This window comes from Alcaligenes sp. YSL9 (assembly GCF_030515105.1).
Lineage (GTDB): Bacteria > Pseudomonadota > Gammaproteobacteria > Burkholderiales > Burkholderiaceae_B > Alcaligenes > Alcaligenes phenolicus.
Window position 1 is genome coordinate 796,454 of record NZ_JALXJU010000002.1, and the last position, 26,121, is coordinate 822,574.

General features: G+C 57.7%; 23 protein-coding genes and 1 riboswitch. Of the genes, 10 read left to right on the top strand and 13 right to left on the bottom strand.

Going from position 1 to position 26,121, the window contains the following annotated elements; genetic code table 11:
• Positions 1-3 precede the first annotated feature (3 nt).
• The 6 genes from M2Q46_RS11810 to ilvD form a co-directional block, all read right to left on the bottom strand.
• On the bottom strand, positions 4-1,452 hold the full coding sequence (locus M2Q46_RS11810) for an amidase (RefSeq protein ID WP_226348035.1): 1,449 nt from the start codon (positions 1,450-1,452) through the stop codon (positions 4-6).
• The gene (locus tag M2Q46_RS11815) at positions 1,449-2,741 is read right to left on the bottom strand and encodes a TRAP transporter large permease (protein ID WP_226348034.1); all 1,293 of its coding nucleotides are present in this window, start codon (positions 2,739-2,741) and stop codon (positions 1,449-1,451) included. Before M2Q46_RS11815 ends, M2Q46_RS11810 begins: the two co-directional genes overlap by 4 nt.
• The gene (locus M2Q46_RS11820) at positions 2,742-3,254 is read right to left on the bottom strand and encodes a TRAP transporter small permease (protein WP_226348033.1); all 513 of its coding nucleotides are present in this window, start codon (positions 3,252-3,254) and stop codon (positions 2,742-2,744) included.
• A gap of 18 nt (positions 3,255-3,272) precedes the next feature.
• Entirely contained in the window at positions 3,273-4,295 is a 1,023-nt protein-coding gene (locus M2Q46_RS11825) for a TRAP transporter substrate-binding protein (RefSeq protein WP_060186181.1), read from the bottom strand.
• Between the two features lie 152 nt (positions 4,296-4,447).
• Positions 4,448-4,933, bottom strand: a complete 486-nt coding sequence (locus M2Q46_RS11830; protein ID WP_009462584.1) for a cupin domain-containing protein — start codon at positions 4,931-4,933, stop codon at positions 4,448-4,450.
• A gap of 172 nt (positions 4,934-5,105) precedes the next feature.
• Positions 5,106-6,965, bottom strand: a complete 1,860-nt coding sequence (ilvD, locus tag M2Q46_RS11835) for a dihydroxy-acid dehydratase (RefSeq protein ID WP_162089714.1) — start codon at positions 6,963-6,965, stop codon at positions 5,106-5,108.
• A 163-nt stretch (positions 6,966-7,128) separates the two neighbouring features.
• Between ilvD and ppc the strand changes: the two genes are divergently transcribed.
• Entirely contained in the window at positions 7,129-9,963 is a 2,835-nt protein-coding gene (ppc, locus tag M2Q46_RS11840) for a phosphoenolpyruvate carboxylase (RefSeq protein ID WP_302357292.1), read from the top strand.
• Between the two features lie 139 nt (positions 9,964-10,102).
• A complete protein-coding gene (locus tag M2Q46_RS11845; RefSeq protein WP_088451290.1) occupies positions 10,103-10,885 on the top strand; it encodes a sulfite exporter TauE/SafE family protein in 783 nt (260 codons plus the stop codon).
• 85 nt (positions 10,886-10,970) lie between these two features.
• On the opposite strand, the gene M2Q46_RS11850 is transcribed toward M2Q46_RS11845, so the two are convergent.
• Entirely contained in the window at positions 10,971-11,540 is a 570-nt protein-coding gene (locus tag M2Q46_RS11850) for a bifunctional 2-polyprenyl-6-hydroxyphenol methylase/3-demethylubiquinol 3-O-methyltransferase UbiG (RefSeq protein WP_009462587.1), read from the bottom strand.
• 119 nt (positions 11,541-11,659) lie between these two features.
• Between M2Q46_RS11850 and M2Q46_RS11855 the strand changes: the two genes are divergently transcribed.
• Together M2Q46_RS11855 and M2Q46_RS11860 are read left to right on the top strand one after the other, a co-directional pair.
• Complete coding sequence (locus tag M2Q46_RS11855) at positions 11,660-11,881, top strand: hypothetical protein (RefSeq protein WP_009462588.1); 222 nt, start codon at positions 11,660-11,662, stop codon at positions 11,879-11,881.
• A gap of 4 nt (positions 11,882-11,885) precedes the next feature.
• Positions 11,886-13,100, top strand: a complete 1,215-nt coding sequence (locus M2Q46_RS11860; protein WP_088451292.1) for a class I SAM-dependent methyltransferase — start codon at positions 11,886-11,888, stop codon at positions 13,098-13,100.
• A 223-nt stretch (positions 13,101-13,323) separates the two neighbouring features.
• Here the strand turns inward: M2Q46_RS11860 and M2Q46_RS11865 are convergent, their stop codons facing one another.
• Positions 13,324-14,466, bottom strand: coding sequence for a tRNA CCA-pyrophosphorylase (locus M2Q46_RS11865; protein ID WP_226348031.1), 1,143 nt, complete (start codon positions 14,464-14,466; stop codon positions 13,324-13,326).
• Between the two features lie 11 nt (positions 14,467-14,477).
• A complete protein-coding gene (locus tag M2Q46_RS11870; RefSeq protein WP_226348030.1) occupies positions 14,478-16,580 on the bottom strand; it encodes a lytic transglycosylase domain-containing protein in 2,103 nt (700 codons plus the stop codon).
• Here M2Q46_RS11870 and M2Q46_RS11875 point away from each other — a divergent pair.
• Complete coding sequence (locus tag M2Q46_RS11875; RefSeq protein ID WP_035273579.1) at positions 16,579-17,208, top strand: 5-formyltetrahydrofolate cyclo-ligase; 630 nt, start codon at positions 16,579-16,581, stop codon at positions 17,206-17,208. The genes M2Q46_RS11870 and M2Q46_RS11875 overlap by 2 nt on opposite strands.
• 143 nt (positions 17,209-17,351) lie before the next feature.
• Here the strand turns inward: M2Q46_RS11875 and metF are convergent, their stop codons facing one another.
• The 4 genes from metF to metK all read right to left on the bottom strand — a co-directional run bounded on the left by metF (position 17,352) and on the right by metK (position 21,501).
• On the bottom strand, positions 17,352-18,191 hold the full coding sequence (gene metF / locus M2Q46_RS11880) for a methylenetetrahydrofolate reductase [NAD(P)H] (RefSeq protein ID WP_021447042.1): 840 nt from the start codon (positions 18,189-18,191) through the stop codon (positions 17,352-17,354).
• Positions 18,188-18,526 carry a phage holin family protein gene (locus M2Q46_RS11885; protein ID WP_009462594.1) on the bottom strand — a complete coding sequence of 113 codons (339 nt, stop codon included), beginning with the start codon at positions 18,524-18,526 and terminating at the stop codon, positions 18,188-18,190. The genes metF and M2Q46_RS11885 overlap by 4 nt, the downstream gene beginning before the upstream one ends.
• Before the next feature lie 42 nt (positions 18,527-18,568).
• Positions 18,569-19,966 (bottom strand): adenosylhomocysteinase, encoded by a 1,398-nt coding sequence (gene ahcY, locus M2Q46_RS11890; RefSeq protein WP_045930729.1) that lies wholly within the window; start codon positions 19,964-19,966, stop codon positions 18,569-18,571.
• Between the two features lie 74 nt (positions 19,967-20,040).
• Positions 20,041-20,133, bottom strand: a riboswitch (S-adenosyl-L-homocysteine riboswitch).
• A gap of 204 nt (positions 20,134-20,337) precedes the next feature.
• Positions 20,338-21,501, bottom strand: coding sequence for a methionine adenosyltransferase (metK, locus tag M2Q46_RS11895; RefSeq protein WP_026484120.1), 1,164 nt, complete (start codon positions 21,499-21,501; stop codon positions 20,338-20,340).
• Between the two features lie 237 nt (positions 21,502-21,738).
• Here metK and M2Q46_RS11900 point away from each other — a divergent pair, with 237 nt between their 5' ends.
• The 5 genes from M2Q46_RS11900 to M2Q46_RS11920 all read left to right on the top strand — a co-directional run bounded on the left by M2Q46_RS11900 (position 21,739) and on the right by M2Q46_RS11920 (position 26,120).
• The gene (locus M2Q46_RS11900; RefSeq protein ID WP_035273572.1) at positions 21,739-22,593 is read left to right on the top strand and encodes a lysophospholipid acyltransferase family protein; all 855 of its coding nucleotides are present in this window, start codon (positions 21,739-21,741) and stop codon (positions 22,591-22,593) included.
• Positions 22,590-23,480 carry a lysophospholipid acyltransferase family protein gene (locus tag M2Q46_RS11905; protein WP_302357296.1) on the top strand — a complete coding sequence of 297 codons (891 nt, stop codon included), beginning with the start codon at positions 22,590-22,592 and terminating at the stop codon, positions 23,478-23,480. The genes M2Q46_RS11900 and M2Q46_RS11905 overlap by 4 nt, the downstream gene beginning before the upstream one ends.
• An 8-nt stretch (positions 23,481-23,488) precedes the next feature.
• A complete protein-coding gene (gene dapF / locus M2Q46_RS11910) occupies positions 23,489-24,412 on the top strand; it encodes a diaminopimelate epimerase (RefSeq protein WP_088451300.1) in 924 nt (307 codons plus the stop codon).
• Between the two features lie 2 nt (positions 24,413-24,414).
• Positions 24,415-25,092: a DUF484 family protein gene (locus tag M2Q46_RS11915; protein ID WP_302357298.1), complete on the top strand. Its 678-nt coding sequence runs from the start codon at positions 24,415-24,417 to the stop codon at positions 25,090-25,092.
• 74 nt (positions 25,093-25,166) lie between these two features.
• Positions 25,167-26,120 carry a tyrosine recombinase XerC gene (locus M2Q46_RS11920; RefSeq protein ID WP_031232760.1) on the top strand — a complete coding sequence of 318 codons (954 nt, stop codon included), beginning with the start codon at positions 25,167-25,169 and terminating at the stop codon, positions 26,118-26,120.
• The last annotated feature ends 1 nt before the right edge of the window (position 26,121 follow it).

A 26,121-nucleotide genomic window follows, 5' to 3' on the forward strand; every position in this document is an offset into this window, starting at 1 on the left:
CTGTTAAAACCGCGGCCTGCGCACCTGCAGGCAATCCTCTACCAGTTGGGCAACATCCACCAGCCATTCATCCTGATATAAACCCGCCACCAGTTGCAGCCCCACGGGCAAACCGGAGGCGCTGATACCGGCTGGCAAGGAAATGGCGGGCTGCCGCGTCAAATTGAAGGGATAGGTATAGGGATTCCAATCCAGCCAATTCTGCGAAGCGGCGTCAGACGGCGCTTCCCGGCCCGCCTCAAACGGCAATATCGGAACGGTAGGCGTCAGGACCAGATCAAACTGCGCAAAGTGTCTAAGCATGGCTTCACCCAGCTTTTGTCGGCCAATCAGGGCTTGGTAATAGTCCGGCAAGCTGTTCTTCTCGCCCTTACTGGCAACCTGGCGCAGACCTTCGTCCAATAAAGGACGCTGTGCCGCAGAGACTTGATTCACCAACCAGGCCGTACCAGCTTCCCAATGCGCTGTAATCAGCTCTTTTGCACCGGCCAGGGGTAGCTCGGTAGGCACAATATGCGCCCCCTGCTCTTGCAGCTTGTCAGCCGCCGTCTGGATAATGCCCCTGACCTCGGGGCTGCAATGCTCATCCAGATGCAGACCGATGCGCAGGCCCTGCAAGGCACGAGCGGGAGCTCGCACATGACGCGGCAAGGGCACCGAGTTCCAGTCACGTGGGTCGGCCTGCATCATGACGTTCAGCAAGCCTTTCAGGTCCGCCACGGATCGGGCCATGGGACCGACATTAGATAAGGTCAGCATCGGGCCGGCAGGCCAGGCAGGTACGCCCCCAAAGGTAGCTTTCATGCCGGTGACACCGCAAAAGCTGGCGGGAATCCGGGTGGACCCACCGCCATCCGTACCGATTTGCAGCGTTCCCATGCCCGCTGCCAGCGCCGTAGCCGCACCGCCACTGCTGCCCCCGCTGGTCAGACTAAAGTCCCAGATATTGCGTGTAACTCCCGTTAAAGGACTGTCCGCCGTGCCTTTCCAGCCAAACTCCGAGGTCGTCGTTTTGCCGATCAGTACCGCCCCGGCCTCACGCATCCGCGCCACCGAAGGCGCGTCATCCTGGGCAGCGTCCGCCATCTTTGCTGCACTTGAACCATAGCCAGTCGGCAAGCCACGCACCAGAAGCAAATCTTTAACTCCGTACGGAATGCCATCCAAAGGGCCACGTTCAGCGCCTGCCATCCAGCGTGCTTCTGATTCGGCAGCCTCTTGCAAGGTCAAGGCACGGTCCAGATAACAGTAGGCATTCACAATGGGGTTCCAGCGATCCACTGCATCCAGCGTAGCCCGCGCCACATCTACAGGAGACACCACTTTGCTTTGATACAAGCGCTGCAGTTCATCCGCACTGGCATAAATCAGATCCATAGAAGTGGGAGACTTCATGTCCACGGCGCTCTCAGATTTGGCGATTGGCTCATCCTTATGGGAACTGCGCATCATGCTGACGCCTCCATCAAACGAACCAGCACCAGGGAGATCTCAGGCACATAAGCCAGGATGAACAGAACGACGATGGCTGCAATGACAAAGGGCATGACCCCTCTCACCACCACCTCGTAAGGCTGGCCTGATACGGAGACCGTCGTGAACAGATTCAAGCCAAAGGGAGGGGTAAAGAAACCCACCACCAGATTGACGCAGAACACCACACCCAAATGGATAGGATCCACACCCAAGGCAATGCCGATAGGAACCAGAATCGGTGCCAGGATCACAATGCTGGCTGCAGCATCCATCACGCAACCAACCAGCAGCAAAAACACCACCAGCAAGGCCAGGTACAGGAACTGTGTATCAAGCAAAGGCGTCAGTTCCGTCACCATCAGCATGGGGATACGCGCCGAGGCCAGAATCCAGCCAAAAATACCGGCTGCGCCCAGAATAATGCCCACCATGGAAGAGGTTTCTACCGAGCTTTTCATGACCTGCCACAGGGTACCTACGGTGAACTGGCGGTAGCACACACCCAACACCAGGCTGAATACCACACCCACGGCGGCGGCTTCGGTAGGCGTGAACACACCACCATAGATGCCGCCCAGAATCACAACAGGCATCAACAAGGACGGAATCGCCTTCAAAGCCACCATGACCATCTCTTGCGAGGTATAGGAACGCGTTGCGCTTTTAGGCACTTTCAGCTTTCTGGTCAGCAGCATATGGGTCAGCATGAAAGCCAGAGCCATCAACAAACCGGGCAGGATATTGGCTACAAACAGCTTGGGGATAGAAACGTTGACGGTTGCGCCATACAGAATCAAGGCAATGCTGGGCGGAATGATATTGCCCAAGGCACCGGACGAAGCCGTAATCCCTGTCGCCAAAGAAGCCGGATATTTCTGCGCGATCATCGCGGGCATCATGATGGCACCAATAGCCGCCACCGTTGCCGGAGCCGAGCCAGTCAAGGCACCAAACATGGCACAAGCAATCACCGTCACATAGCCCAGTGCGCCATGGACGCGCCCAACCAGCATGTCGATCAGATCAATCAGGCGCCTGGACAGGCCCGCCTTTTCCATCAGGTTTCCCATCAGGATAAACAGCGGCACCGCCAGCAAGGGGAAGGAGTCCAGCCCCGCCATCACACGCTGCGGCACAACAATCAGTGGCCGCATGCCGGTAAACAGCAAAAACAGCGCACTGCACAGCAATAAGGAAAAAGCGATAGGAATGCCCGCGATGAACAGCGTGAACATCAAGCTAAAAAGTAAGAGAGCTTCTTGCATTTACACCCCCTGCGCCGCTGGGCTGGGCTGATCCCGATACCCGTCCAGCAAGGCATTCACACACTGCACGGCGATGATGGCGCCGCCTACCGGCAGGGCCGCGTACACATAGGCCATGGAGATGCGCATGGCAGGACTAAGCTGTTGGTAAACGATGGCAATCAGTTGCAAACCCTGCACCAGCAGGACCAGTGCGCAGGTCAAAATCGCAATCTGAACCAAGCCGCCATGCACTTGGCGGGCTTTGCCTTTCAGTCGCATCACCAGCAGGTCAATCACGGCATGACCATTGCTTTTAACCAGCACAGCCGTGCCCAGCATGATCATCCAGATAAAGCTGTAGCGTGTGATTTCCTCAATCCACGGTGGGGAGTAACCCATAAAATAGCGCCCGGCCACCTGTATTGATGCGGCCAGCACAATCAGCCCCAGAAATGCCGCCCCCAAGGTTCTGCATAAGCTATCCAGGCGGGTACTGACTCTATCGGCCCAATCGAGCAAAGAGTGTTTCATGATGGTTATCCGCCAGGATTATTGAGCAAGCGCCGCAGCACGGGTGACCAGATCAGGATCAATCACCGTCTTGTATTTTTCGTAAATCGGCATGACGGCTTTGCGGAACTGCGCTTTATCCACATCGGCATTAATGGACACGCCTGCCTCCATCAGTTTCTTCTCGATCTGCGCTTCGCTCTGGATCAGGAACTGACGTTGCTCCTGCACCGCCTCACTAGCCGCTTTCTGGAAGATGGCTTTTTCATCAGCCGATAAGGTGTCCCAGACCCGCCCGGAAATCACCAAAGGAATCGCCACATACACGTGCTCGGTTCGGGACAGATAAGGGGCCGCTTCGTAAAAGCGACTGGTATAGAACAAGGCCGTGGGGTTCTCTGCACCATCAATGGTTTTTTGCTGCAGGCCGGTAAACAGTTCCGGATACGCCATGGAGGTGACATTCACGCCCAGCGCCTGCCAGGTATCCACATAAATAGGACTTTCCGGCGTACGCACTTTCATGCCGCTCAGGTCCGACAAACTGCGGATTGCGTGCTTGGAGTTATACAGATTCCGGAAACCGCCATGCCCCCAGCCCAAAATTTTCAGGCCGGATTTTTCCAGATCTGCTTCAATCGGATCCGTGAAACTGGAGTCCAGGGTTTTGAAGGCGGTCTGGTAATCCTTGAACAGGTAAGGCAGGTCAAACACCATCGCTTTTTTCTCGAAGGTGCCCAAGGTGAAACTGGCCAGCAGGCTCATGTCCACCGTGCCCAGCTGCATGCCTTCAGCCACATCACGCTCGCCACCCAGTTGAGCACCGCCCAGCACCTGGACCTTGATGGCCCCCTTGGTTTGATCCTCCACTCGCTTGGCAAAATTCGTTGCCAGGTGGTGGTACATATCTTCGTTCTGCTCTACCGAAACGTGGGCAAGCTGTAATGTTCGCGGGCCTTTGCTTTCATGCTTTGCCGTATCGCCCGAACCGCCCTTGCCACATGCGCTCAGTGCGCCCAGCATCGCCAGAACCGCGATTCCCACTCGTGTCATTCGTTTCATGATCGTCCCCCTGCATCCTGTGGTATTGAATTTCTGTTCAGTTTTATTTGTGTTTCAAGCCAGCCCTGATCGGGCTTTTTTTGCTTGTTGATGCTGCCCATACGCAAAGGCATGGGCAGCTTTCCTGTAGCTCGCTGTTAAAGCGGGACTGCTTACACCGCTCTGGACTCTTCCTCTAGGGAACGGCGGGTTTTCATATTGAAGCGGCCTTCATAAATCGCAGGCTGGCGGGTGGTCGGCCCCATGTACTGCACGTACAGAATCTCGCCATCTTCCAGGGTCGTCAGTGCGTGCTCGTAATGCGGGTCCGGGTGAAACACCATGGTGCCCTCGCCGTAGATCACGCCATTGATCTCGAACTTGCCCGCCAGGATGTACCAGATCTGGGCAAAGTAATGGCTGTGCAAAGGGTGCCCGGAGCCCTTCAGATACTTCACGACCCCGGCGTTGGGAATGGTGGGGTCGTCTTGCGTGGGGTGGAACATCATCTTGGTGAACTGCCCTTCGTAGCGCAGGTTGTCCCACTCCAGATCATCCCGATGCTTGACCGCCATTTCCCGGTGAGCTGCCGTCAGCGGGCCACCAATGCCACCCGGATTCAGAATCGGAGCCAAGGTAATTGGATCTATTTCACTCATCACTTCCTCCTTAAAAACCAAATTAACAAAATGGGATCCCGTTTTGCATGAAATGGATTCTATCAGGACGATGGCACCGGAATATTCGTATTTACCCGGTACGTTTCTACCAGGCATAAAAAAACCCCACCTGCTTCAAGGCAGGTGGGGTTTTTACAAGCAGAACTAGTGCTTAGCGGTCCAGTTGCGACACATCACGCACGGCACCACGGTCAGCCGATGTTGCCAGCGCGGCATAGGCTTTCAGTGCTTGCGACACAACGCGCTCGCGGTTCACTGGCTTCCAGGCCTTGGAGCCACGCGATTCCATTTCGGCACGGCGTGCGGCCAGTTCTTCATCGCTGATGGCCAAGTGGATACGACGGTTGGGGATATCGATCTCGATGGTGTCACCATCTTGCACCAGGGCGATATTGCCACCCTCAGCCGCTTCAGGCGAAGCGTGACCGATCACCAGACCGGACGAGCCACCGGAAAAACGACCATCGGTAAACAAGGCCGAGCTTTTGCCCAGACCCATGGATTTCAGGTAGGAAGTGGGGTACAGCATTTCCTGCATACCTGGGCCACCTTTGGGGCCTTCGTAGCGAATGATGACCACATCGCCCGCCTTGACCACGCCGTCCAGAATGGCGGCAACGGAATCGTCCTGGCTTTCGTAAACGCGCGCGGTGCCGGTAAAGGTCAGAATGCTTTCATCCACGCCAGCGGTTTTAACGATACAACCATTGATGGCCAGGTTGCCGTACAGCACGGCCAAACCACCATCTTGCGAGTAAGCATTAGCCTTGTCGCGGATACAGCCTTTAGTACGGTCAGTGTCCAGTTCCTGGTAGTAACGGTCCTGGCTGAAGGCCACTTGCGTAGGAATACCGCCGGGGGAGGCACGGAAGAAGTCGCTGATGGCTTTGACGTTGTCGCCCTTGACGTCCCAACGCTTGATGGCTTCACGCAAGGTGCCGCTATGCACGTTACCCACATCCAGATTCAGCAAATCGGCGCGGCCCAGTTCGGCCAGAATCGCCATGATGCCGCCTGCGCGGTGCACGTCTTCCATGTGGAATTCAGGGGTAGCGGGGGCCACTTTACACAGACAAGGTACGCGGCGCGAAATCTTGTCGATATCGGCCATCGTAAATTCCACACCGGCTTCCTGGGCTGCGGCCAGCAAGTGCAGCACGGTGTTGGTGGAGCCGCCCATGGCCACGTCCAGGGTCATGGCGTTTTCAAAAGCCTGATAGGTGGCGATGTTGCGTGGCAGAACGGATTCGTCGTCTTGCTCGTAGTAGCGCTTGGCCAGATCCACGATCAGGCTACCAGCACGCTCGAACAAACCTTGACGACGAGCGTGGGTGGCAACAATGGTGCCGTTACCGGGCAAGGACAGGCCCAGCGCCTCGGTCAGACAGTTCATGGAGTTGGCGGTAAACATGCCCGAACAGGAACCACAGGTCGGACAAGCGCTGCGCTCAACAGCTTCAGCCTGTTCATCAGTCACGTTAGGGTCAGCGGCTTGAATCATGGCGTCCACCAGATCCAGCTTCTGTACCACCGTCTTGCCATCTGGCGAGTAGACCTTGCCCGCTTCCATCGGTCCGCCCGACACAAAAACCACAGGAATGTTCAGGCGCATGGCGGCCATCAACATGCCGGGGGTGATCTTGTCGCAGTTGGAGATACACACCATGGCGTCAGCACAGTGGGCGTTGACCATGTATTCCACCGAGTCGGCGATCAGTTCGCGCGAAGGCAGGGAATACAACATGCCGCCGTGGCCCATCGCAATACCGTCGTCCACCGCAATGGTGTTGAACTCTTTTGCCACACCGCCGACCGCTTCAATTTGACGGGCAACCAGCTGGCCCATGTCTTTCAGGTGTACGTGACCCGGTACGAATTGCGTAAAGGAGTTCACCACCGCAATGATCGGTTTGGAGAAATCCTCGTCTTTCATACCGGTGGCGCGCCACAGGGCACGCGCGCCGGCCATATTCCGACCGTGGGTCGAGGTACGGGAGCGATATTGGGGCATGACTACTCTCTGAACAGGAAAATTATGTAAAGATACCTATCATAAACGTCCCAAGGCGCTTTGTGCGCGTCAAGGTCGGGAAGGCGTCTTACCGTAGGGCGGCTACCGATCTGGCACCCAGAATCCTTTGCAGCAAAACCCCTTATTTAACAGGAGATATATTATGCCGCAGGCCGTGCCTGACCTTTCCAACCTGCTTCGACAGGACATCCGCTTTCTGGGCAAGGCCCTGGGAGAGGTGATTCGTGATAGCGAAGGAAAGGCGACCTTCACGCTGATTGAAGCCCTGCGCCGGGCGGCTGTCAGTTTCAGACGTGAACACGATCCGCAGCAAGCACGGATTCTGGAAAAAGACATTCCAAAGCTGAACGACGCGCAGGCCCGTTCCGTGGCCCGTGCCTTTGCCTACTTTTTGCACCTGTCCAATATTGCCGAGGACCGCGACCAGAACCGTCGCCGCGAAGAGCAAGATCCCGAAAAGCTGCTGGGCAGCCTGCAACATGCCATTCAAACCTTGATGGACCAGGGTTTGAGCGCCAAGAAAATTCGCCGCTATCTGCAAGAAGCCTGTGTGATGCCGGTGCTGACGGCTCACCCTACCGAAGTTCAGCGCCAAAGTACGCTGGCTGTGCATATGGCCATTGCCGATGAATTGAACGGCCTGGATCACAAGGCCAGCGCCACGCAATCAGCCCGCACCCAGGAAAAGCTGACCGGTCTGGTGTCCCTGCTGTGGCAAACCCGCATGCTGCGCGATCACAAGCTGACGGTGATGGACGAGATCGATAACGCCCTGGCCTATTACGGCTCCACCTTCCTGCCCACCATTCCGCAGCTGTACCACGACCTGGACCGTTTGCTGGAACCGGGCAAGAAAAGCCTGCTGGATCAGAAAACACGTTCCCTGCCCGCCTTTTTGCGCATGGGCAGCTGGATTGGCGGTGACCGCGATGGCAACCCCAATGTGGGCCCTGAAACGGTTGAACAAGCGGTGCTGCGTCAGTCGACACGCGCGCTGCAACACTATCTGGAGCAGATTCGTTTGCTGGGTACAGAAATCTCCGTATCCGACGCACTGAACCGTGTCAGCAAAGACCTGGCGGCCTTGTCGGCCAGCAGCCAGGACCCGTCGCCACACCGTGTAGACGAACCTTATCGCCGCAGCTTTATTCATCTGTACGCCCGTATGGCGGCCACAGCGCAGAACCTGCTGGGCCGCGACCTGGCCGATCGCCCCACTTACGCCGCCCCACCCTACGCAAACCCGCAAGAATTCAAGGCTGATCTGCAAATCATTGCCGACTCCCTGGCTGAAAACAAAGGCGGCGCCATTGCCGGCCTGCGTTTGAACGAATTGATTCAAGCTGTGGAGGTTTTTGGCTTCCATCTGGCCACTTTGGACCTGCGCCAAAGCTCGGACGTGCACGAGCGCGTACTGGACGAACTGTTCCGCGTGGCAGGCACGCTGTACAAGGACGAACCCGTCAATTACCGCCAACTGTCCGAAGAGGACCGCATCACTTTGCTGCGCTCGGAGTTGCGCCACCATCGCCCCCTGGTTTCGCCCTGGTATCGCTACTCGGAAGAAACCGAGAAAGAACTGTCCATTCTGCGCAAAGCCGCCGAATGCCGCCGTCGCTTTGGTGCGCGTGCGCTGGAACAAACCATTGTGTCGCACACCGAAACGCTCAGCGATTTGCTGGAAGTGCTGGTGCTGCAACAGGAAACCGGCCTGATCGTGCCCAACTCCAACGAGCCGGAGCATCAAGGTCTGATGGTTGTACCGCTGTTCGAGACCATTCCTGACTTGGAGCGTGGCCCGCAAATCATGCAGGAATGGCTGGATATGCCTGAAATCCGCCAGCGCGTGCGTCACGCGCAGGACAGCGTGCAGGAAGTAATGCTGGGTTACTCGGACAGTAATAAAGACGGTGGCTACCTGACCTCCAACTGGACGCTATACCGTGCCGAGCGTGAATTTGCGCAGGTTTTCTCGCGCCGCAAAGTGCGTTTGTGCCTGTTCCACGGACGTGGCGGTTCGGTAGGCCGAGGAGGTGGTTCCAGTTTCGACGCTATTTTGGCGCAACCTCCAGGCACCGTGAATGGTCAGATTCGTCTGACCGAGCAAGGCGAGATGATTCAAGGCCGCTACAAGGATGCGGACGTGGGCCGCTGGCATCTGGAGCTGTTTGTCGCTGCCACGCTGGAAGCCAGCCTGGGGTCACGCAAGGGCTCGTCCAATGACGACGAACATCTGGCTGCGTATGGTGACGCCATGGCCTGGATGTCCGAGCAGGCTCATCAAAGCTATCGCCAACTGGTCTACGGTACGCCGAACTTTGATCAGTACTTCTTCCAGTCCACGCCTATCAAGGAAATTGCTGGCCTGAATATCGGCTCGCGTCCTTCCTCGCGCAAGGCCACGCAAAGCATTGAAGACCTGCGCGCCATCCCCTGGAGTTTCTCCTGGGCGCAATGCCGTCTGCCTATTCCAGGTTGGTACGGCATGGGCACAGCCTTGAACCGCTATCTGGAATCGGGGCTGCCCAATGATGGCCTGAACCGCGCCAAACGTTTGGCCCAACTGCAAACCATGGCGCGCGACTGGGCCTTCTTCCGCACGCTACTGTCCAATATGGAGCAGGTGCTGGCCAAGACTGACCTGGATATCGGCCTGAAATACGCCGGTCTGGTCGAGGACGAGGAATTGCGCGAGACCATCTTCACGCAAATCCGTGACGAGTTCGAGCTGACACACCGGCTGTTCCGTGAAATCACCGGCCATGAACTGCTGGCGCACGATCAGGCTTTGCAAGATGCCCTGGCCGAACGCTTCGCCTACATTGACCCGCTGAACCACTTGCAGGTGGAACTGCTGCGCCGCCATCGCCGTCAAGGTGAAAAGGCCAACAAGCCCACACGCAGCGGTGTGAACAAGCAACACGTCATTCACCTGACGATCAACGGTATTGCGGCTGGCCTGCGTAACTCGGGCTAACTCCAAGCCATGGAAATTGGCCCTATTAATTACTTTTATAAATAAGCTAATTTCCAAAAGAAGTTAAGAGCGTACAATAAGCCATTACTACGCTTTCTGAAAAAGGCGTGATCCCTACCGGGGTCACGCCATATGGCTTATGGCGCTTGCAATCATCCTGGGAATTCTGACTGGCCTGTCGCTGGGCCTGACTGGCGCGGGTGGCGGTATTTTGGCCGTGCCCGCTTTGGTATTGGGCATGGGTTACAGCATGACGGCGGCCACGCCAGTGGCCTTGCTGGCTGTAGGCGCCGCCGCTCTGGTCGGCGCGCTGGATGGTCTGTACAAGCATATCGTGCGCTATAGAGCTGCCATGTTCATGGCTATCACGGGCGCTTTGGTCACGTCTTTGGGCGTACGCATCAGCCATGCCTTGCCGGAAAAAGTGCTGGTAACGCTGTTTGTCGCCATCATGCTGTGGATTGCCACCAAAATGCTGCGTCGTCCGGCGGCAACGGCCCATGCTCATACACCCTGTTGTCTGAACCCAGAAACCGGCCGCCTGCGCTGGACACCAGCAGGCACGGCCACCTTGGCTTCAATTGGTGCGGTAGCGGGTTTGTTTTCAGGCATGTTGGGCGTGGGCGGCGGCTTTCTGATCGTGCCTGCCCTGAAACGTTTCAGCGACCTGTCCATGCATAGCATTGTGGCTACATCCTTGATGCTGATCGCCCTGATTTCCCTGAGCGCGTCGGCCATGAGTCTGGCACACGGGGCGGAGATTCCCCTTAGCGGCTGGGTTTTTGTGGCCTCGGCCATGGGTGGCATGGTGATAGGCCGACAACTGGCCCCTCATATTCCTTCTGTGCGCTTGCAACAGGGTTTCAGCATCCTGACCGCTGTTGTGGCCCTGTCCATGCTGGCACGTACCTATCTGTTTTAAGCCGCGATTCTGTACACGCGCTCAAGCAACACCGGATACTTGGTTTTGAGCCAAGCGCCGCGCTTGGCTCAAAACTGCACATGCTTTACTCGCAAATACTGCCACCACCGTCTTGCGGATTCAGACGGTAATCGCTGAAAGAGCCGCCCTCACGCGGACGCACGGCGACAATGCGCTGAACAATATGGTCCGGATCGGCCCGGAAACCATGCTCATACGCCACGATATCCAGGTCCGCACACCAGCGCAGCAGCTCCCCCGGCTGCAACAGAAAGTCCGGATTACGCGGCGTGTTGTATTGCTCGTTGCCCACCCCAAAGGTTTCGTAAACCAGCACCCCACCTGGCTCCAGACTCTCCAGCAAAGTCGGCATCAAGGGGCGCCACAAGTACTTGGTCACCACCAGAGCATTGAACTTGCGCCCGGCAAAAGGCCAGGGACCGTTTTCGATATCAGCCTGGATAATTTCCCCGTAAGGCGAAGTCGCTGCCACCGCTTCCGGGTCCCGGTCTACACCGATCACGGTATTGCCACGCTCGGCCAACCAGCGGGCATTGCGCCCCCGACCACAGGCCACATCCAGGACTGTGCCCGGATTCGGAATCAAATGGGCCCATGCCTGTAACCAGGCGCTGGCCTGTCCCCTGTCGTTCATCCTTACCCCTTTGCTAAGCAGACAAAACGCCCATGGTAACGCAGCAGTGGGCAAGCTCAAGCACAGCACTGGCCTGGGCTACAATTGGCCCCGATTCCACGCTATTTTTTTGAGGGTGTATGAAAGTTCTGCTGCAAAAACCCATATTGCTGATGGCCGTTCTGTGCCTGCCTTTATGGTTTGTCTACGGCAACTTCATCCTGGCCGCTGCCACCTCCATCCTGATCGGGATGCTGGTGGGCATGATCCGCACCCTGCACCAAGTGACCCAGGCCAAGAAAGCCAGCGCCAAGAGCGCCGCCCCGGCTTCTTCCGAGACACCTAACGACAAGCCCAACTGACGCCATGAACGTACTGTCCGCCCCTGCCCTGCCACACGGTTTGCCTCCCCTGTCCGAGGAACTGAAGAAACACGTTGCACAGGTTAACGATTACTTGCTGGACCGCATTGCCGATGAAGGCGGTTTCCTGTCTTTCGACCAATGGATGCATCATGCGCTGTACGCCCCGCATCTGGGCTACTACACCGGTGGCAGCACCAAGTTTGGCAGCAATCAGCCCACGGGCGACTTTACGACGGCCCCCGAACTCTCCCCCCTGTTTGCTCAGACCTTGAGCCGTCAGGTCATGGAAGTGCTGGAAGGCAGCCAATCCCTGTCCATTCTGGAGTTTGGCGCGGGTAGCGGCGCTTTGGCCGAAGCGCTGATTACGGAGCTGCGCAAGCAAGGTATCGAGCCGCAGTATTCAATTCTGGAAGTATCGCCTGATTTGCGCGCGCGTCAGCAAGAGCGTCTGGCCCCCCTGCAAGCACAAGTGCAGTGGCTGGACAGCACACCGCACAGCTTCAAGGGTTGCGTGGTAGCTAATGAGGTTCTGGATGCCATGCCTGCCAGCCTGTTCACCTTTGATGTGGCTGGCAAGGTGCTGGAAGTAGGTGTCATTGCCGCAGACGACAGCACGGCCCAAGGCCTGCCAGCGCCTTTCTACCTGGCTACCCGCCCGGCTCCCGACCATCTGGCTTCGCTGGTGGCCGAGCGCGTGGAAGCGCAGCCCTTCTACCTATCCGAGATCAACCTGCAAGCCGAAGCCTGGGTGCGCAGCATGGGTACTTGGTTAAAGCAAGGCGCGGCCATTTTGATCGACTACGGTTTTCCGCAGCGCGAGTACTACCACCCGCAACGTGACAAAGGCACCTTGATGTGCCACTTCCGCCACTTTGCTCATGCCGAGCCCCTGGTGCTGGCTGGCTTGCAGGACATTACCGCCCACGTGGACTTCACCGCCATGGCGGATGCCGCCCTGGAGGCCGGTTTGGATGTGCTGGGCTATACCAGCCAGGCGCGCTTCCTGATGAATTGCGGCATCACCAACTTCCTGGCTTCTCCGCCGGAAGACCCATCGCCCGCCGTGCAACAGCAATGGGCACAGACCATGAGTGCCGCCAACAAGCTGCTGTCTGAAGCGGAAATGGGCGAACTGTTCAAAGTGCTGATTATTGGGCGCGATATTTCAGCCCCAGTGCTGGGCACAATGAGCGGAGATCGACGCGAGCGTCTGTAAAGCGGCCCTTGGGGAACTTCCTGAGGGCATTTCCCTCAAGAGCCATAAGCAGAGATCAGCAAACGGCAGGGTATATACCTTGCCATTTTTACGTAAAGCAACCGCGCCAGAACACTCCCACGAGACACCGCCCCCTAGACGAACACGCACTCAGCAGAAAAGAATAAGCGGCCTATTAGCCGCTTATTTTCTGAGTGTGCACTCTAGGCTGCTCACACATAGACTAAACAGACTGCTCCAAAGCTGCCAATCGAGCTGCGCGCACCGCTTCACGGATTTTGCCTGGCTCGGCCTTGTATCGAGCAGCAACTGCACCGGCATCCACACTGGCCATCACCTTTCGCAAGAAGTCCCATTCCAGCTCTGGAACGTCTTGCAGACAGGCCGCCGCACCGATCAGCTGAGTAAAGCGCTCTGGTTTGCGCAAGGCATCCAACGACTCCATGACTTGCAAGGCAGACTCCACGTCTGCACGAGGCTGCAACAAGGCAGGGCTGGCTAACAGCACTGGCAAAAGACGGGCCTGGTCGCGCCATTCAGAGGGTGCACGAATCTGTTCGGCCACCTGTCCTGGGGTGTCCGAAATATGGCACAGAACGGCAAAGCAGCTTGCCAGATCCAGACGCCTGTCTTTAGCGATCTGAACTTGCTCGCCCACCTGATCGCTGTAGCTCAAACCGGGCATGACACGCTCTAGTGCGCCGACCTCCCGCAGTACCTCGAACATGCGAGCGGGCTGCTGGGCAGATAAACCTTTCGCTATTTCCAGATAGATGCGCTCAGGCACCAGCTCGTCCACTTCACCCTGCTCGACCAGATCACGTGCCAGAGCCCAGGTATCGTCGGCCACGGTGAACTCGGAAAAGCGGGCGGCAAAACGTGCCAGACGCAGCAAGCGTACCGGGTCTTCGCTAAATGCGGTGCCCACATGCCGGAATAGACGGGCCTGCAAATCCGCCAAACCATTCAAGGGATCATGCAGATTCCCCGCCGCATCCACGGCCATGGCATTGATGGTCAGATCACGGCGACGCAAATCGTCCGCCAGGCTCACGTCTGTGCCGGTGTAAAAGGTAAAGCCTTTGTAGCCCCGGCCCGACTTGCGCTCAGTCCGGGCCAGGGCAAACTCTTCTTTGCTATGGGGATTCAGAAAGACCGGAAAGTCGCCACCTACGGGGACAAAACCTCGGGCAGCCAGGTCTTCGGGCCGGGCACCGACTACGACCCAATCCTTGTCACCCGCTGGCAGCCCCAGCAAGGCATCGCGAACCGCGCCACCCACCACATAGACCTGCAAACCTTCCAGAACAGGATCTGGCGGCCCCATCAGGGCCGCCAGCGCTGCTTGCTGTCTGTCATCAAGCATGGACGGGCTCATCAAGGCGAAATCGTACCCAAACGCCCTTTGAGGGACTGCGGCTGACCGCTGAACATCATGGCGTAATAGGTCGCGTTGGAGAGCACGTTTTTCACGTACAAGCGCGTTTCGGTAAAGGGAATGGTTTCGGCAAAAATAGCCCCTTCCACCGGAGTGTTCAAGCGCGAGCGCCACTGGCGGGGACGTCCTGGCCCTGCGTTATAGCCTGCCGATGCCAAGACCTGCGAGCCATCCAGCTGCCCCAGAACCATGTTCAGGTAATTGGTACCCAGCACCGTGTTCACCTCGAACTCGTTCACACGGGAGGGAGAGAAGTCGCGCATATCGATCTTGTTGGCCACCCATTTGGCGGTGGCAGGCATCAGCTGCATCAAGCCCGACGCCCCGACTCCCGAGCGTGCATCGGTAATGAAGCGCGATTCCTGACGGATCAGGCCATACACCCAGGCCGGGTCCAGATTGATGGACTTGGCCTGCTCGGTTACGCGGCCTTCAAAGGGCGCGATAAAGCGCTGGCTGAAGTCGATCTCGTTCTTGGTCAACAGGGAGGTATTCACCACGCGATCATAGATATGCTGCTCGCGCGCGAACTCGGCTGCTGCACGCAACTGTCTGTCGTTCATGCCACGCAAGGCAAAGTTCCACTCGGGTACCGCTTCCGGACGCCAACCCAGCTTGAACAGCTCCACCGCACGCAGCAAGCCCGCATTGGTACGCGCATCCTGCATGTCCAACGGCGTCAAAGGCTGTGGCTGAGGGGGCAAGGACGGTGTCAGACCCAACTCTTCCGTGGCCAGCTGACCGTAGAAGTTCAGATCACCCACAATGGACTGGAACTTGGCACGAGCCTGATCTTTATGACCCAAGGCTTCATGGGCACGCCCCGACCAGTACACCCAAACCGGCTCGGCCTTTTGCGCATCGTTCATCTTGTCGATGGCGGCAGAGACATGCTTCCACTCGATGGTGCCCTGACGCAACTCGGCGCGCACTTGCCAGGCATTGTTGTAATCCGTCATGGGGGTACGACCGGAGCGGCGATACCATTTGGCCGCATCGTCTTCCACCCGCAAGGCACTGATCAGACCAAACTGGCCCCACACCCAATTCAGGTTTTCCTGAGGGATTTTGCCGGCCCAGGTACGGTCGATATAGGCCGCTGCAGCATCACGCTGACCACGACCCAGACGGGACAAGGCCAAGGACACCAGCTCCGGATTGACCGAACTGTTGTTCACATTACGATCCAGCCACTTCTGCGGCGAAGCCATCAAAGCGGTGTAATCCTTCATTTGCGGCGCAGTGAAGATAATCGCAGCCAGGCGGCGGGCCTGGGATGTGCGGTTATTTTCCAGAGCATCACGCATCAGATCACGGACCTGATTCTTGCTGATCACTTTACGGGCGTACAACTGGTCCAGTGCCGACCAGCAGGCCTGGCTTGGAGAGAACGACGCCAGCAAGTCCTGCACATCCACAGGCTGACCGGCCACGTTCTCTGCCGACGCTACTGCACACTTCACAGCCGAGGTAGGGGCGTGAACGGGGGCCAGCTCACGCACCAAAGCATAGTTGCCGGTACGCGCGGCCGCCACAATCCAGTCGGACTTCAGGCGATTTTCCAGATATTCGTCTTGATTGCCGCTCAGGAACAAACGAATTTGCTCATCGGGCACGGGCGTGGTCGTATCCTGCAAAATCCGACGCAAGCGCCAGTATTCGGCGTAAGAACCCAGAACAGGATCATTCGCGGCAACCGGAGCCAGAGCATCGAGCGCCGTCCAGCGCTTGGCCTGCATGGCATCACGGGCGTCAATCAAAGCCTGACGGGCCGTTGGCGGCACAGGCGGGACGCTATCCCAGCGGCGCACGGCTTCTTTGGCAGGCTGCAACACGACAGCTTGCTTGGCAACGGCAGGATCCGGGGAATGGGTCTGGGCTTGCGGCGACTGCGACCCCGCACAGCCGACCAAACCCAGAGCAAACACCACCAAAGCGCTCAAGGGCGGGCGAGGAAGCATGGATGCCATGCCCCAAGCTGGTGTTTTCTGGTACTTTAGCTGGTTGATACCCATAGTGACGGCCTTTAGAAAATCACCCATGATTCAGAACGTAGAGCATAACGCAGCCGCGCTGCGCACGCGACTAAAAGACCTGCGAGCCGGGCAGCCCTCCATCGACACCAACCGGGGCGCTTTGCTGATCCGGGGCCGTCTGTTTACCTGGCTGGCTACCAACCGCAGCCGCCTGCGTGAACAGGGCCGTGCCGAACCCACCACCATTGCCGCTTTCTGGCCTATGGCCCAGGAGCCGGACTTGCGCCCACTGCTGCTTCAATGGGTGGAAGAGGAAGGCATCAATGTCTGTTTGCCCGTTGTCAAAGAGGCCGATGCCCCTTTGAGCTTTGTCGAGTGGACACCCGAGACCGAAATGGAAAAGGGTCGCTACGGCATCGAAATCCCCATTTCCACTAAAACCATGCAACCGGATATTGTCCTGGTCCCCACCCTGGGCTACACCAGACAGGGTGATCGTCTGGGGTATGGCAAGGGTTACTACGACCGGACCTTGGCGGCGCTGAAAGAACAAAACCACGCTTTTACCAGCATTGGTATTGCCTGGGCAGTGGGCGATTTATCTGGCCAGGCCTACCAGCCCGCCCCGCACGATCAACGCCTGGACAGTATTCTGACTGATAAAGGCTGGGCTGTGCCTGCTCCGGAACTATAAGTAACCCGCTACCACAAACTGTTTAATCGAGAACTCTGTTTACAAAGCAGTCGATCAAACCGGAAAAAGTCCAGGCCATATAGCCGCTCCATAAAAAAACCCGCCAAGACCTCTGGCGGGTTTTTTATTGAACATCTGAGAGCCTAGCGCCAGGTCAGATTCGGCAAGATAGCCATGCTCGCATCTGCCCCGTTCAGGGTGTACATGTGAATGCCAGGAGCGCCGCCATCGAGCAGGTCCTGACACAAGCGTGCCACCACATCGATACCGAAAGCACGAATCGATGCACGATCATCACCAAAATCGGCCAGTCGCAGGCGAATCCAGCGCGGCACTTCTGCACCGCACATGGTCGAGAACCGCAGCAACTGCGACGAGTTGGTAATGGGCATGATGCCCGGTGTGATCGGAATCGTGACTCCTTGCGCCTGGGCTCGCTCAACAAAGCTGAAATACGAGTCCGGGTTGAAGAAGTACTGCGTGATCGCACCGTGCGCACCTGCCTTGACCTTGTTCACAAAGTGACCCAGGTCGTCGCTAAAGCCTGTGGCCTGAGGGTGCATCTCGGGATAAGCGGCCACTTCGATATGGAAGTGTTCGCCATAGTTTTCACGAATGAATGACACCAGATCGCTGGCATAGCGCAGTTCGCCCGCGTCACCACCCATACCCGAAGGCAAGTCACCGCGCAGGGCCACGATACGTCGTATGCCCTGATCGCGGTAATTGTCCAGCATCTCGCCAAGCTGCGCGGGTGCCGTACCAATGCACGACAAGTGCGGTGCGACATCAAAGCCCAGTTTTTGCAGCAGTGCTACCGCATCGACCGTGCCAGCACGGGTGGAGCCACCGGCTCCAAACGTCATGCTGACATAGGCGGGGTTCAAGCCCATCAAGGACTTGGCGGTGCGCACCAGTTTTTCCTGCGCCGCGATATCTCGCGGCGGGAAAAACTCCAGGCTCAAGGTTTGCTTGTTGCTCATTTCATTAACAATCCCGACAGCAGCCCGGAAACCAGACTGTAGACGATCGCCCCAATCACGGCCCACCAGAAGCCTTCAACCTGGAAGCCTTTGAGGATGGAGCCCGCAAACCAGAACACCAAGGCGTTGAGCACCAGAAGGAACAAGCCCAACGTCACAATAGTGATGGGCAAGGTCAGCACAATCAGCAAAGGTTTGACCAAGGTATTGAGTAGGCCCAGTACCAGCGCAGCGATCAGTGCCGAGCCAAACGAGGCAACCGTAATACCAGGCAGGATGTAGGCGACAACCAGCAGGGCAACAGCATTCAGGATCCAGACAAGTAGCAAAGTCATGATAGGGCTCCAAGAATAGGCGTCCGAAGACGCCGGTGCGTTTTAGTAGCGGTAGTGCTCAGCCTTGAAAGGCCCTTGCACAGGTACGTTGATGTAATCCGCCTGCGCCTGAGACAAGGTCGACAAGTTCACACCCAATTTCTTCAAGTGCAAACGAGCGACTTTTTCGTCCAGATGCTTGGGCAGTACATATACTTTACCCGTTTCGTAGTTCTCGCCACGAGTGAACAGTTCAATTTGTGCAATGGTCTGGTTCGTGAACGAAGCCGACATCACAAAAGAGGGGTGGCCAGTAGCACAACCCAGGTTCACCAGACGGCCCTTGGCCAGCAGAATGATGCGCTTGCCATCAGGGAAAATGATGTGATCAACCTGAGGCTTGATCTCTTCCCACTCCAGATCTTCCACCGAGGCCACGTCAATTTCATTGTCGAAGTGACCGATATTGCACACGATGGCCTGATCTTTCATGCGTTCCATGTGCGAGCGGTCGATCACGTGGTAGTTACCGGTGGCAGTCACGAAGATGTCAGCCTTGTCGGCGGCTTCTTCCATGGTCACAACGCGGTAGCCTTCCATCGAGGCTTGCAGGGCGCAGATAGGGTCAATTTCGGTAACCCAAACCTGGGCGCGCAAGGCGGCCAGTGCTTGAGCACAACCTTTACCCACGTCACCGAAGCCGCAAACCACGGCGATCTTGCCAGCAACCATCACGTCGGTAGCACGCTTGATACCGTCTACCAGGGACTCGCGGCAGCCGTACAGGTTGTCGAACTTGGACTTGGTCACCGAGTCGTTCACGTTGATGGCAGGGAAAGCCAGTTCGCCTTTCTTGGCCATCTGGTACAGACGGTGCACGCCTGTGGTGGTCTCTTCGGTCACACCCTTGATTTGGGCCAGACGGGTGGAGTACCAGGTTTTGTCGTTTTGCAGACGGGCACGAATGGAGGCGAACATGACGCGCTCTTCTTCGCTGCCGGGATTGTCCAGAACGGACAGGTCTTTTTCTGCACGGGCACCCAGGTGCAGCAACAAGGTAGCGTCGCCACCGTCGTCCAGAATCATGTTGGCCTGCTCACCGGGCCAATCGAAAATGTCGTGGGCGTATTGCCAGTATTCTTCCAGGGTTTCGCCCTTGACGGCGAATACAGGCACGCCAGATGCGGCAATGGCAGCGGCAGCGTGATCTTGAGTGGAGAAGATATTGCACGATGCCCAGCGCACTTCAGCGCCCAGGGCAGTCAGGGTTTCAATCAGAACCCCAGTTTGGATTGTCATGTGCAAACTGCCGGCAATGCGCGCGCCCTTCAGGGGCTGGGAGGCAGCAAATTCCTCGCGGGTGGCCATCAGGCCAGGCATTTCGGTCTCGGCAATGGTCAGCTCGCGGCGGCCCCATTCAGCCAAGGAAATATCGGCAATTTTGTAATCGGTAAAAGTCACAGTCGGGCTCCGTTATACGGCACGCAGACTGCAGGGAGAGCAAATGAATTCTCACCAGCAGCCCGCCATGCAGGTCGTGGTGAGCGTCGTTCTCCAAGGTGGATACCACCTATCCATGCCCCGAGCCTGGCAAGACCGTAAGTCTTGTCGCAACGCCCCTCGAGGATGGCAAATGAATGTGGGTGATTGTACTCGTTTGGATCGTCTTGGGAAGACAGCTCCACGGGTAAAAATCATAATTTCTTCTCATGAGACTGGCACTTGCCCGTCCCACCCAGCGTTGCTGGCTGACTGGTTTCCCGGCCCCGACAACGCTGTCAAACTGCAGCAAAGCGCCGCCCGCAAGCGGCCTTTGCCTATCCGCACATCGCTTAGATAGCCTGACGCAAAGCCTGGGCCTTGTCCGTGGCTTCCCAGCTGAACTCGGGTTCGCTGCGGCCAAAGTGACCGTAGGCAGCAGTCTTGGTGTAGATGGGACGCTGCAGATCCAGCATTTCGATGATGCCGCGTGGGCGCAGGTCGAAATGTTGACGAACCAGCTTGGCGATCTCGGTGTCCGGGATCACGCCTGTGCCTTCGGTGTAGATGGTGATATTGATAGGCTCGGCCACACCAATGGCGTAGCTCAGTTGCACCTGACACTGGCGGGCCAGACCGGCCGCCACAATGTTCTTGGCCACGTAACGAGCGGCGTAGGCAGCGGAACGGTCCACTTTGGAGGGGTCCTTGCCGGAGAAAGCACCACCGCCGTGAGGGCATGCGCCACCGTAGGTATCCACAATGATCTTGCGACCAGTCAGACCGCAATCGCCTTGAGGGCCACCAATCACGAACTTGCCGGTGGGGTTCACCAGGAAGCGGGTTTTCTCGGTCAGCAGGTCCGAAGGGAAGCATGGACGAATGATGTGTTCGATCACAGCTTCGTGAATGTCTTTCTGGGACATTTCAGGCGCGTGCTGAGTGGACAGCACCACAGTGTCCACTTCGGTAGGACGGCCATCCACGTAGCGGAAGGTCACCTGGGATTTGGCGTCAGGGCGCAACCAGGGCAGACGGCCATCTTTGCGCAGCTCGCTCTGGCGCTGCACCAGACGGTGTGCGTACCAGATAGGAGCAGGCATCAGATCAGGGGTTTCGTCGCACGCGTAGCCAAACATCAGCCCCTGGTCGCCAGCGCCCTGGTTCAGCAACTCTTCTGGGCTGCGATCCACACCTTGGGCGATATCGGGCGACTGCTTGTCATAGGCCACCAGAACGGCGCAGGACTTGTAATCAATGCCGTAATCGCCATTGTCATAGCCAATGCGCTTGATGGTGTCACGGGCAACCTGGATGTAATCCACGTTGGCGTGCGTGGTGATCTCGCCAGCCAGCACCACCAGACCGGTATTGCACAAGGTCTCGGCAGCAACACGTGCCTGAGGATCTTGCTCGAAAATAGCGTCCAGGATAGCGTCGGAGATCTGGTCAGCTACCTTGTCGGGGTGGCCTTCAGAAACGGATTCGGATGTAAAGAGAAAGTCGTTGTTGTTCACAGCGTAGCTTCCTTGAATAAGGGCTGATAATCAGCACGAGGTTGAACAAACTGCGTTGCACCTCGAAGCCAGCGATGTGGATACGATAGACGGGGCGCGACGCTTTAGCGGTTTATAGTGGGCAGTTTGCTGCCCGATCGCTCCGCAAGTTGTCGTTTAACTCAGCGATACAATCCATTTTAAGCGAAAATACGTATTTATTTCAGCAAAACTTCACACTAAAGGATTGCCTGGCCCATGCTCGCGGCACTTTTACGTCTGATGGCTCGTCTGCCTTTACCCGTTCTTCATGGGCTGGGCAAAGGAATCGGACGCCTGATTTACGCTTTTCCCGGACGCTACCGCCGCCGTCTGCAAAGCCACTGCCGACAAGCGGGTTACGACTCCCCCGCATTTTTCCGGCAAGCGGCCGGACAAACCGGCGCCATGATTCTGGAAACACCGCGCGTCTGGTTGTATCCGCAAGCCTGTCTGGCCCGCTGCACCGTCGATGATGTGGCCTTGCTGGAAGCCACCCATGCCGAAGGACGCGGCGTGCTGTATCTGACCCCGCACTTGGGTTGCTTTGAGATTACGGCACGTTATCTGGTGGGTTTAGGCCCACTGACCGTGATGTTTCGCCCACCACGCCAGGCCGTACTGGAACCCCTGATGGTGGAGTCACGTGAACTGCCCGGCCTGCATGCCGTCCCCGCCAATATGAAAGGCGTGCGTGAATTTGTCCGCGCGTTTCGCAAAGGTGAATCGGTAGGCATGTTGCCCGACCAGGTTCCCAGCGGTGGCGATGGCGTATGGGCACCCTTTTTTGGCCGCCCTGCCCTGACCATGACACTGGCTGGCAAGCTGGCCCGTCAGTCCAATGTGCCTGTGATTGTGACCGCTGCCGAGCGCCTGCCTAAAGGGCGCGGCTGGCATATTCACACCTTGCGCCTGCCCGAGCCGTTGCCCGAAGACCCGACGGAACTGGCCACCCTGATCAACGAATCCATGGAAAGCTTGATACGCCGTTTCCCCACCCAGTATCTGTGGGGCTATAACCGCTACAAGATTCCCCACGATGCGCCCCCTTTGCCTGGCGATACCACCCCATGAGTTTTAATTCTTACCCGCTGCTCAAATCCGTTTTCACCTACTTTGGCCGTGCCTCGGTACGCACGCGCCAGCGTTGGGGTGCTGTGCTGGGCGGGCTGGTGCATCGCTTTGCCTCCCGCCGCCGTCATATCGTGCGTACCAATCTGGATCTATGCTTTCCAGGCACGCCCGAGAGCACCCGTCGCGAGTGGGAAAAACAGCACTTTCGCCTGCTGGCCCAATCCTATCTGGACCGGGGCCTGCTCTGGTTTGGTTTGCCCAGCACTATTCTGAACACTCTGCACCTGACGGGCGAAGAACACATCACCCAGGCTCTGGAACAGGGTCGCAAGGTCATGCTGCTGGTGCCTCACTTTCTGGGTATGGATGCGGCGGGTACACGCCTGTCCATGTCCATCTCGCCCTTGGTTGCCTTTTACACTCCCCAACGCGACCCCCATGTGGATCGCCTGATGTACGAAGGCCGTAGCCGCTTCTCCTCCGTCCCGCTGATTTCTCGCAAAGACGGCATTCGCGGTCTGATGCGTGCGCTGCAAAAGGGCCAGCCGATTTATTACCTACCTGATATGGACTTCGGCACCAAGGGCTCGGCCTTTGTGCCCTTTTTCAATGTCCCGGCGGCCACGCTCTTGTCCACAGCCCAGATCGCACGCAACCAGGACGCGCTGGTGATTCCGGTTATTTCCCGCGTGGACGCCGAGACTGGTCACTACCATATTCAGGTGCTGGAACCCATGTCCGACTTTCCGGGTGAAGGCAGCCTGGAAGAAGCCACGGAACGCATGAATGCCCTGATCGAAAAATATGTGCGCGAGGACCCGCCGCAGTATTATTGGGTACATCGACGCTTCAAAACCCGTCCTGAAGGTCAACCCGGCATCTACTAGGCCCCATCATGCACAGCCCCACCACACTCCAGCCCGCTTCCTCGCTTTGGCGTTTCAGCAAAATGCACGGCGCGGGCAATGACTTTGTCATGCTGGATGGTGTGACGCAGCACATCGAACTGACACCTGAACGAGCCCGCGCCCTGGCTGATCGCCACTTCGGGATTGGTGCCGACCAGATCCTGCTGGTCGAGGCCGCCACCGAAGCAGAGGCCGATTTCCGCTATCGCATCTTCAATGCGGACGGCAGTGAGGTGGAACATTGCGGCAACGGCGCACGTTGTTTTGTGCGCTTTGTGCATGAGCAAGGCCTGTCCTCGGCCAACCCTTTGCGGGCGCAAATCCGCACCGGCATCATCAGCCTGAATGACGACCCGCAACGCGGCGTGGATGTCATGATGGGCACCACCCGCTTTGCGCCTGCCGATGTGGGTTTTGACAATAAGGGCCTGGAAACGCGCGCCCAAGGCGAAGACACGCTGTGGCTCTTGCCGGTGCCCGATCAAGCCGCCCCCGTTGCCCTGTCACTGGTCTCGATTTCCAATCCCCATGCCGTGCAGGTCGTGGACGATGTGAAACAGGCCCCGGTTGCCACGGTAGGCCCCTTCATCGAATCCCACCCCCGTTTTGCCCACAAAGTGAACGCGGGTTTCATGCAAGTTATTGATCCCCACCACATCAAGCTGCGCGTCTACGAGCGCGGCGCCGGTGAGACCCTGGCCTGCGGTACAGGCGCGTGTGCGGCTGTGGTGGCAGGCATACGGCGGGGATTGCTCCAAAGCCCGGTTGTCGTTGATACTCGTGGAGGCAGTCTGCGCATTGAATGGGACGGACAGGCGCTACGCATGAGCGGCCCGGCCCAAACCGTCTTTACCGGACAAGTCGATATAGATGCACTGTGTGCGTCCCTAGCCAGAAAGGAAACCTTCTAGACATGGATACCCCCAACAGCCTTAGCGCCGTGGAAGTGGCCCAGTTTTTGAAAGCCAACCCTGATTTCTTCGACGCGCATGCCGATGTTTTTTCCAAACTGATGGTGCCGCACCCCCATCAAAGCCGCGCTATTTCACTGGGCGAGCGCCAGATCATGCTGCTGCGCGAGCGCGGCAAGAAAACCGAGCGCCAACTGGCCACGCTGGTCGCCAATGCCCGTGGCAATGAAAAAATTTCGCGCCAACTGCACCAATGGAACTGCCAGATGCTGGCCGAGTCCGACCCGGCAGCCCTGCCCGCACTGATCTGCAGCAGTCTGGAGCGCATCTTTGAAATGCCCGTTGTCCGTCTGCACTGCTGGAATCCGGACGAAGTGCTGGCTGACGACGCCCTGGTCAGCTGGGCCTACACCTTGATCAACCCCTATTGCGGCGCTCGACGCGAACAGGATTTTCTGGCCGATTTGCAGCAAGACGCGCAATCGGTGGCCATTGTGCCCTTGACGTTTCCGGAGTCGGACACCCTGTTTGGTCTGCTGGTTCTGGGCTCGCCTGAAGCCACGCGTTTTACGGCCGATATGGGTACGGACTTTCTGGAAGGCATTGGCGAATTGTGCAGCGCCGCCCTGCAGCGTTTGTACAAGCCCAGCAGTGTTGATCAAAGCGAATGTCCGGCCTGAAAAAACAAGATCACTCCCCTTCTGGGGACACGCCTCAAAAGCAGCCAGCCGCCCCCCAGGCCCTCAGCCCGGCCATGCAAAGCTGGCTGCATCAACTAAGCCACGAAAAACGCTATTCGGAACACACCCTTAGTGCGTACCGTAATGATTTGCGCCACTTGCTGGCGCAGTACCCAGGTACAGACCCCGACACACTGACTCAAAGCCAGTTGCGACAGGCTGCCGCCCGCTTGCATGCGCAGGGCCTGGCACCACGCAGCCTGGCCCGCATTCTGGCAGCCTGGCGTGGCTACTATCAAGCGCGCACTAAAGAACTGGGTTGGCCCTTGAACCCTGCAGCCAGCCTGAAGGCACCCAAGATAGGCCGCCCTCTGCCCAAGGCCTTGTCCGTAGACCAAACCCAGCAGCTATTGGACCGCCCCACCGCCCCCATTCAGGACGACCCGGTCAGCTGGCGCAATCAAGCCATGTTTGAATTGTTTTATTCCAGCGGACTGCGTTTATCCGAGCTGGTCAGCCTGGACACGCACTATCACCAGGACGCGCACTACCAGTCCAAGAGCTGGTTACTGCTGGATGATCGTGAGCTGGTGGTCAGTGGCAAAGGCGGCAAGACGCGCCGCCTGCCTGTCGGAGAGAAAGCGCTACATGCCTTGCAGCAGTGGCTGGAAAAGCGCCCGGCTTTGGCATCACTGGCGACCAGCGCAGATGCCAGTGCGGCCCTGTTTCTGGGTGCCCGTGGAGCCCGCATTCACCCACGTGTGGTGCAGCAAGAACTGGAAAACTATGCCCGCGCCAGCGGCCTGCCGGTGCATGTCCACCCGCACAGCTTGCGTCACAGCTTTGCCAGCCATTTGCTGCAATCAGCACAAGACTTGCGGGCGGTGCAGGAACTATTGGGTCATACCAATATTTCCACGACTCAGATTTATACCCGTCTGGACTTCCAGCATCTGGCCCAGGCTTACGATCAGGCCCACCCTCGGGCACAACGCAAGAACCGGGCCAGTGACAAGCCGGAGGAGTGAA

Excerpts from the sequence above, each read along its gene's own strand:
- M2Q46_RS11860 (WP_088451292.1), top strand. The coding sequence starts at position 11,886 with ATGAACGTACTGTCCGCCCCTGCCCTGCCACACGGTTTGCCTCCCCTG.
- M2Q46_RS11825 (WP_060186181.1), bottom strand. The coding sequence starts at position 4,295 with ATGAAACGAATGACACGAGTGGGAATCGCGGTTCTGGCGATGCTGGGC.
- M2Q46_RS11830 (WP_009462584.1), bottom strand. The coding sequence starts at position 4,933 with ATGAGTGAAATAGATCCAATTACCTTGGCTCCGATTCTGAATCCGGGT.
- M2Q46_RS11845 (WP_088451290.1), top strand. The coding sequence starts at position 10,103 with ATGGCGCTTGCAATCATCCTGGGAATTCTGACTGGCCTGTCGCTGGGC.
- M2Q46_RS11870 (WP_226348030.1), bottom strand. The coding sequence starts at position 16,580 with ATGGGTGATTTTCTAAAGGCCGTCACTATGGGTATCAACCAGCTAAAG.
- M2Q46_RS11920 (WP_031232760.1), top strand. The coding sequence starts at position 25,167 with ATGCAAAGCTGGCTGCATCAACTAAGCCACGAAAAACGCTATTCGGAA.
- M2Q46_RS11900 (WP_035273572.1), top strand. The coding sequence starts at position 21,739 with ATGCTCGCGGCACTTTTACGTCTGATGGCTCGTCTGCCTTTACCCGTT.
- M2Q46_RS11865 (WP_226348031.1), bottom strand. The coding sequence starts at position 14,466 with ATGCTTGATGACAGACAGCAAGCAGCGCTGGCGGCCCTGATGGGGCCG.
- M2Q46_RS11815 (WP_226348034.1), bottom strand. The coding sequence starts at position 2,741 with ATGCAAGAAGCTCTCTTACTTTTTAGCTTGATGTTCACGCTGTTCATC.
- M2Q46_RS11905 (WP_302357296.1), top strand. The coding sequence starts at position 22,590 with ATGAGTTTTAATTCTTACCCGCTGCTCAAATCCGTTTTCACCTACTTT.
- M2Q46_RS11885 (WP_009462594.1), bottom strand. The coding sequence starts at position 18,526 with ATGACTTTGCTACTTGTCTGGATCCTGAATGCTGTTGCCCTGCTGGTT.
- ppc (WP_302357292.1), top strand. The coding sequence starts at position 7,129 with ATGCCGCAGGCCGTGCCTGACCTTTCCAACCTGCTTCGACAGGACATC.
- M2Q46_RS11810 (WP_226348035.1), bottom strand. The coding sequence starts at position 1,452 with ATGATGCGCAGTTCCCATAAGGATGAGCCAATCGCCAAATCTGAGAGC.
- dapF (WP_088451300.1), top strand. The coding sequence starts at position 23,489 with ATGCACAGCCCCACCACACTCCAGCCCGCTTCCTCGCTTTGGCGTTTC.
- ilvD (WP_162089714.1), bottom strand. The coding sequence starts at position 6,965 with ATGCCCCAATATCGCTCCCGTACCTCGACCCACGGTCGGAATATGGCC.
- M2Q46_RS11820 (WP_226348033.1), bottom strand. The coding sequence starts at position 3,254 with ATGAAACACTCTTTGCTCGATTGGGCCGATAGAGTCAGTACCCGCCTG.
- M2Q46_RS11915 (WP_302357298.1), top strand. The coding sequence starts at position 24,415 with ATGGATACCCCCAACAGCCTTAGCGCCGTGGAAGTGGCCCAGTTTTTG.
- metF (WP_021447042.1), bottom strand. The coding sequence starts at position 18,191 with ATGAGCAACAAGCAAACCTTGAGCCTGGAGTTTTTCCCGCCGCGAGAT.
- M2Q46_RS11875 (WP_035273579.1), top strand. The coding sequence starts at position 16,579 with ATGATTCAGAACGTAGAGCATAACGCAGCCGCGCTGCGCACGCGACTA.
- M2Q46_RS11850 (WP_009462587.1), bottom strand. The coding sequence starts at position 11,540 with ATGAACGACAGGGGACAGGCCAGCGCCTGGTTACAGGCATGGGCCCAT.
- M2Q46_RS11855 (WP_009462588.1), top strand. The coding sequence starts at position 11,660 with ATGAAAGTTCTGCTGCAAAAACCCATATTGCTGATGGCCGTTCTGTGC.